Source organism: Flavobacterium sp. FPG59 (assembly GCF_002150205.1).
Taxonomy (GTDB): Bacteria; Bacteroidota; Bacteroidia; order Flavobacteriales; family Flavobacteriaceae; genus Flavobacterium.
On sequence record NZ_MTCA01000225.1, the window covers coordinates 1 to 4,872 of the forward strand.

A 4,872-nucleotide genomic window follows, 5' to 3' on the forward strand; every position below is an offset into this window, starting at 1 on the left:
TTAATAAACTAATCAATATGAAAAAATTATTAAAGGCGTTTTTTGTGTTATCAGTTTTGTTGCTTTCTGCAACAAGCAGTTATGCACAAGGTAACACTAATTCTTCTATTAGTGGTAGTGTTTATGATAAGGACAAGTTGACCCTACCGGGAGCTTCTATTCTTGCAGTACACACACCATCTGGTACACGCTATTCAGGATCTACAGATTACACGGGTAATTTTAGAATCTCAAACATGAGAGTTGGTGGTCCGTACAAAATTACAATTTCATTTGTAGGTTTCTCAAACTTTGAAGACAGTGATGTTTACTTGCAGTTAGGAGAAAACAAAACTTTTAAAGTTAATTTAGCTGAAGAGTCAAATCAATTGAAAGAGGTTATTGTTAGAAGTTCAAGAGATAATACTTTTAATTCTCAAAGAACAGGTGCACAAACGGTTATTAACTCTGATAAGATTAAAGCATTGCCATCTTTGTCACGAAATATATCTGACTTTGCTAGGTTGACGCCACAAGCGCAATTAAGAGGAGATGACGTTTTATCTATTGGTGGACAAAACAACAGATTCAATGCAATTTATATTGATGGAGCTGTTAGTAATGACGTTTTTGGTTTAGCTGCAAATGGTACTAATGGTGGTCAAACTGGAGTAAGTCCAATTTCTATTGATGCTATTGAGCAATTTCAAGTGAGTGTTGCTCCTTATGATGTTAAATTATCAGGATTTGCTGGTGGTGCAATTAGTGCAATTACTCGTTCAGGAACAAACAATTTTGAAGGATCTGCTTATTTCTTAAATCGTGATGAGTCCATTTCTGGAAAAACACCTCCAGCATTAGCGGGTACAGCACCAAGACAAAAGTTAGGTGATTTCTCTGCTATAACGTACGGTGTTCGTGCAGGTGGTGCAGTAATAAAAGATAAGTTGTTTTACTTTATCAACTATGAAAGACAAGACAATGATACTCCTCAACCATTTGAGTTATCAACCTACACAGGTTTATCAGGAGCTAGATTAGGTGAGTTAAGAACAAAATTAGCTACTTATGGTTACGATCCAGGGAATTTTGCTAATACGGTTCGTACATTAGTAAGTGATAAATTAATTGGTAAAATTGACTGGAACATTAATGATAATCACAAATTATCATTCAAACATAGTTATGTAAAGGCAGATCAATATTCACCAAGTCGTTCAACAATAACAGCGCTAAGTTTTGATAACGGAAGTCAATTATTTAATTCTGTTACAAACTCTACGTCGTTAGAATTAAGTTCTAGATTTGGTAACAAATTCTCTAATAACTTAGTAGTAGCGTATACTAACGTTGCTGACGATAGAGATGCTGCAGGAAATCCATTTCCAACTGTACAAATTTTTGACGGAGCAAACCAAAGTATTTTCTTTGGAGCTGAGGCATTTTCAACTGCAAACTTATTAGATCAAAAAATATTAACTATAACTGATAATTTTGAAATTAACACTGGTATTAGTAAAATTACATTAGGAACTCATAATGAATTTTCTCAGTCTAAGAATGTGTTTTTTGGTAATAATTTTGGATCTTACCGTTACAACACTTTAGATGATTTCTTATTGGATAGAAGACCAAACAGATTTCAATTAAATTATTCATTAATTGGTGGTGATGGTGACGAATCTTTAGGAGCTGCTGAATTTGGTACTAAACAATTCGGCTTCTATGCTCAAAATGAAATGAGATTATCTGATAATTTCAAATTATCTTATGGAGTAAGAGTTGATATTCCGGTATGGGAAGATGGTTTAGGTAATGCGGACTTTAATAACAGAACAATTCCATTGTTACAAGCTGCAGGTAAAAACTTGCAAGGAGCTGTAGTTGGAGAGCGTATCAATACAACTGCACATATTGCTCCACGTATTGGTTTTAACTATGATTTAAATGGTAAAAAATCTACTCAAATTCGTGGTGGTGCAGGTATCTTTACTTCAAGATTACCTCTTGTTTGGCCAGGTGGAACGTATAATAATAATGGTGTAACTCAGGGAGCTATACAAATTACTAATGCTGCCCAAATGCCTTTATTTACACCAAACACAAGTGTAGCAAGTCAACTTACCGGAGTACCAAACACTCCTGCATTTCCTAGACCTGGATCTGGAGGAAGAGGAGGTAACATCGATTTATTTGCAAAAGATTTTAAATTACCACAAGTGTTTAAAGCAAGCTTTGCTGTAGATCAAAAATTACCATTAGGTTTTGTACTTACATCAGAGATTACATATAATGACAACATTAGTGCAGTAACTTATGAAGATTTAAATATTAGAGCTGCATCTAGTAATCTTGCGGGTGCTGATACACGACCAAGATTTAATGGAAACAATAGAGTTGACAATCAGTATTTAGGTATTTATTTAGGTTCTAATACAAGTGAAGGTAAAGCATACAATTTAGCGTTTACTTTAGCAAAGAATTTCAAGTCTGATTTTGTCGATGGTAGTATCTCGGGTACTTATTCTTATGGAAAATCAACTGTTTTACTTGATGCTACATCATCTCAAAATAGTTCTCAGTGGAGAAATACAGAAAACTTTAATGGTGCAAATGCATTAACATTATCTAGATCTGATTTTGATCCAGGAAGAAGAATTATATCTAATGGTAATGCTACTTTCAAATGGAATAAATTTACAAAAACAAGAATTGGTTACTTTTACGAAGGTGCACAAGGTACTCCAATTAGTTATGTATATAATGACGGTGGGCGTTTAATGCAAGATACCTTCACTAATTCTGCATTAATTTTTGTACCAGCGGTTAAATCTGATATTACATTTGTTGCAGCTAATGGTTTAACTCCAGATCAGCAATGGGAAGCATTTAGTGCTTTTATTGAAGGAAATGAATATTTAAGATCTAGAAAAGGTCAATACGCAGAACGTAATGGTGATCGTTTAAAAACGAGTCATGTTGTAGATCTTAAGTTCGCTCAAGAATTTACATTTACTGTTGGTAAAAAGAAGCATACATTTGAGTTAACAGCTGATATCTTCAACTTTACAAACTTATTGAATAAGAATTGGGGTAAAAGATATTTCACGCCAAACGATAGTGTTGGATTGTTAACGCAAGTAGGTGCTATAACAACTACTACGCCTCCAACTTTTACTTATAACCCAGCAACGGGTAATACAGTTAACCAAATTGATGATGTAGGTTTAAACTCATCAAGATGGCAAATGCAAACTGGTGTTCGTTACACGTTTAACTAGTTTACTTTTAAATAAATCAACCCTCATTTCTTATGAAGTGGGGGTTTTTTTATGTCTTTTTTTATTATATTTGTTAAAACAAAAACAAAATTTATGTACAATTTTATCCAAAAATTTCATTCTGGTTGGGCGTATCTGGCACTTTTAATTCTAGTTGTTGCAGTTGTAAACGCTGCAATAGGATTCTTTTCTAAAAAAGAATTTACTGCAAAAGATCGTAAAATAGCTTTGTTTGCTTTAATAACTATTCACATTCAACTGCTAGTTGGTATTATTTTGTATTTCGTTTCGCCATTAGGGTTAGATTCTTTTGGTCAAATGCAGGATAAAGCACTTCGCTTAACTTCATTAGAGCACCCGTTGATCAATATTATTGCCATTGTTCTTATTACAATAGGTTGGTCTAAACATAAAAAATTAGTTTCAAGCGAGTCTAAATTTAAAACGTTTTCTATTTTTTATGGTATTGGTTTGCTACTTATATTGAGTAGAATTCCATGGAAATTATGGTTGTAAAAACCTGTAAAAGCTCTAGAAATAGAGCTTTTTTTATCTAGGTATGGTTTTTGCAATTTTTGTTCAACTAATACATATTACATGAAAAAATCAATTACGCTATTTATATTTTTAGCAATAGTAAGTATTGCTGTCTGTCAAACGGCTGTTGTTTCTAAACAAAATGCAGCAGGTTCAAAAAGTGTTGCTTTTAAGACAGCAGCTAATAAGGGAATTACTGAAAAGGATACCATAAAAAAAGATAAGGTCATCACTGACGTACAAGAAAAAAAAGTAGATTCTTTAATTGCTATTTTGGGAACTTTTAAGGTATATAAAAAGGAGGCGCATGCTTCTTATTATGCTGATAAGTTTAATGGTAAGAAAACTTCTAGTGGTAGACGATTTGATAATTCTAAGCTTACTGCAGCTCATAAAAAATTACCTTTTGGCACTAAGGTTAGAGTAACCAATGAAAAAAACGGAAAATCAGTAATTGTTGAAGTTATAGACCGTGGTCCCTTTGTTAGATCAAGAGAAATTGATTTAACCAAACGTGCTTTTATGGAAATCGCTTCTAATAAAGGTAGTGGTGGAATGCTTGTTACACTTGAAGTATTAAACAATTAATTACCATTCCTTAAAAGGTAATATACTTAAGTTAGAGTTATAGTAGCGTTGTTCTCCTGTGACTTCATCTCCAAGCCAATTGGGTTTGTCAAATTTTTCGTTCTCAGAACTCAATTCGATTTCTGCAATGATAAGCCCTTCATTATCTCCATGAAATTCATCTACTTCATACGTGTGATTGCCGTATTTTATTTCATATCGTGTTTTTTCGATAGCTCCTTTTTCACATAATTTAAATAATTCTACAGCTTCATTTAAAGGGATTTCTTTTTCCCATTCATATCTCGAAGTTCCAGATTCGTTTGAAATTCCTTTTATGGTAAGATATCCTTTATCATTTTTAATTCTTACTCGTACTGTACGTTCAGGGTTTGAATTTAAATATCCTTGAGATACAATGCTTTTCGTGTGAATTTTTTCTTTAAAGGATTGATTTTTTACAATAAATTTTCTTTCAATTTCAATCATAGCATTTTTGTTATTAGCA

The 4,872-nt window shown here is 32.8% G+C and carries 4 protein-coding genes; 3 read left to right on the forward strand and 1 reads right to left on the reverse strand.

Annotated features, from left to right (window positions below; all coding sequences use genetic code 11):
• Positions 1–17: 17 nt before the first annotated feature.
• From FPG59_RS13885 to FPG59_RS13895, 3 genes are all read left to right on the forward strand, one after another.
• A complete protein-coding gene (locus FPG59_RS13885) occupies positions 18–3,260 on the forward strand; it encodes a carboxypeptidase regulatory-like domain-containing protein (protein WP_086455179.1) in 3,243 nt (1,080 codons plus the stop codon).
• Between the two features lie 93 nt (positions 3,261–3,353).
• Positions 3,354–3,776: a hypothetical protein gene (locus FPG59_RS13890; RefSeq protein ID WP_086455182.1), complete on the forward strand. Its 423-nt coding sequence runs from the start codon at positions 3,354–3,356 to the stop codon at positions 3,774–3,776.
• A gap of 81 nt (positions 3,777–3,857) precedes the next feature.
• Complete coding sequence (locus FPG59_RS13895; protein WP_086455180.1) at positions 3,858–4,385, forward strand: septal ring lytic transglycosylase RlpA family protein; 528 nt, start codon at positions 3,858–3,860, stop codon at positions 4,383–4,385.
• Here the strand turns inward: FPG59_RS13895 and FPG59_RS13900 are convergent.
• Positions 4,386–4,872: CYTH domain-containing protein (locus FPG59_RS13900; RefSeq protein ID WP_369596822.1), on the reverse strand; the 487-nt coding region annotated here is incomplete at its 5' end. It abuts the gene before it with no gap.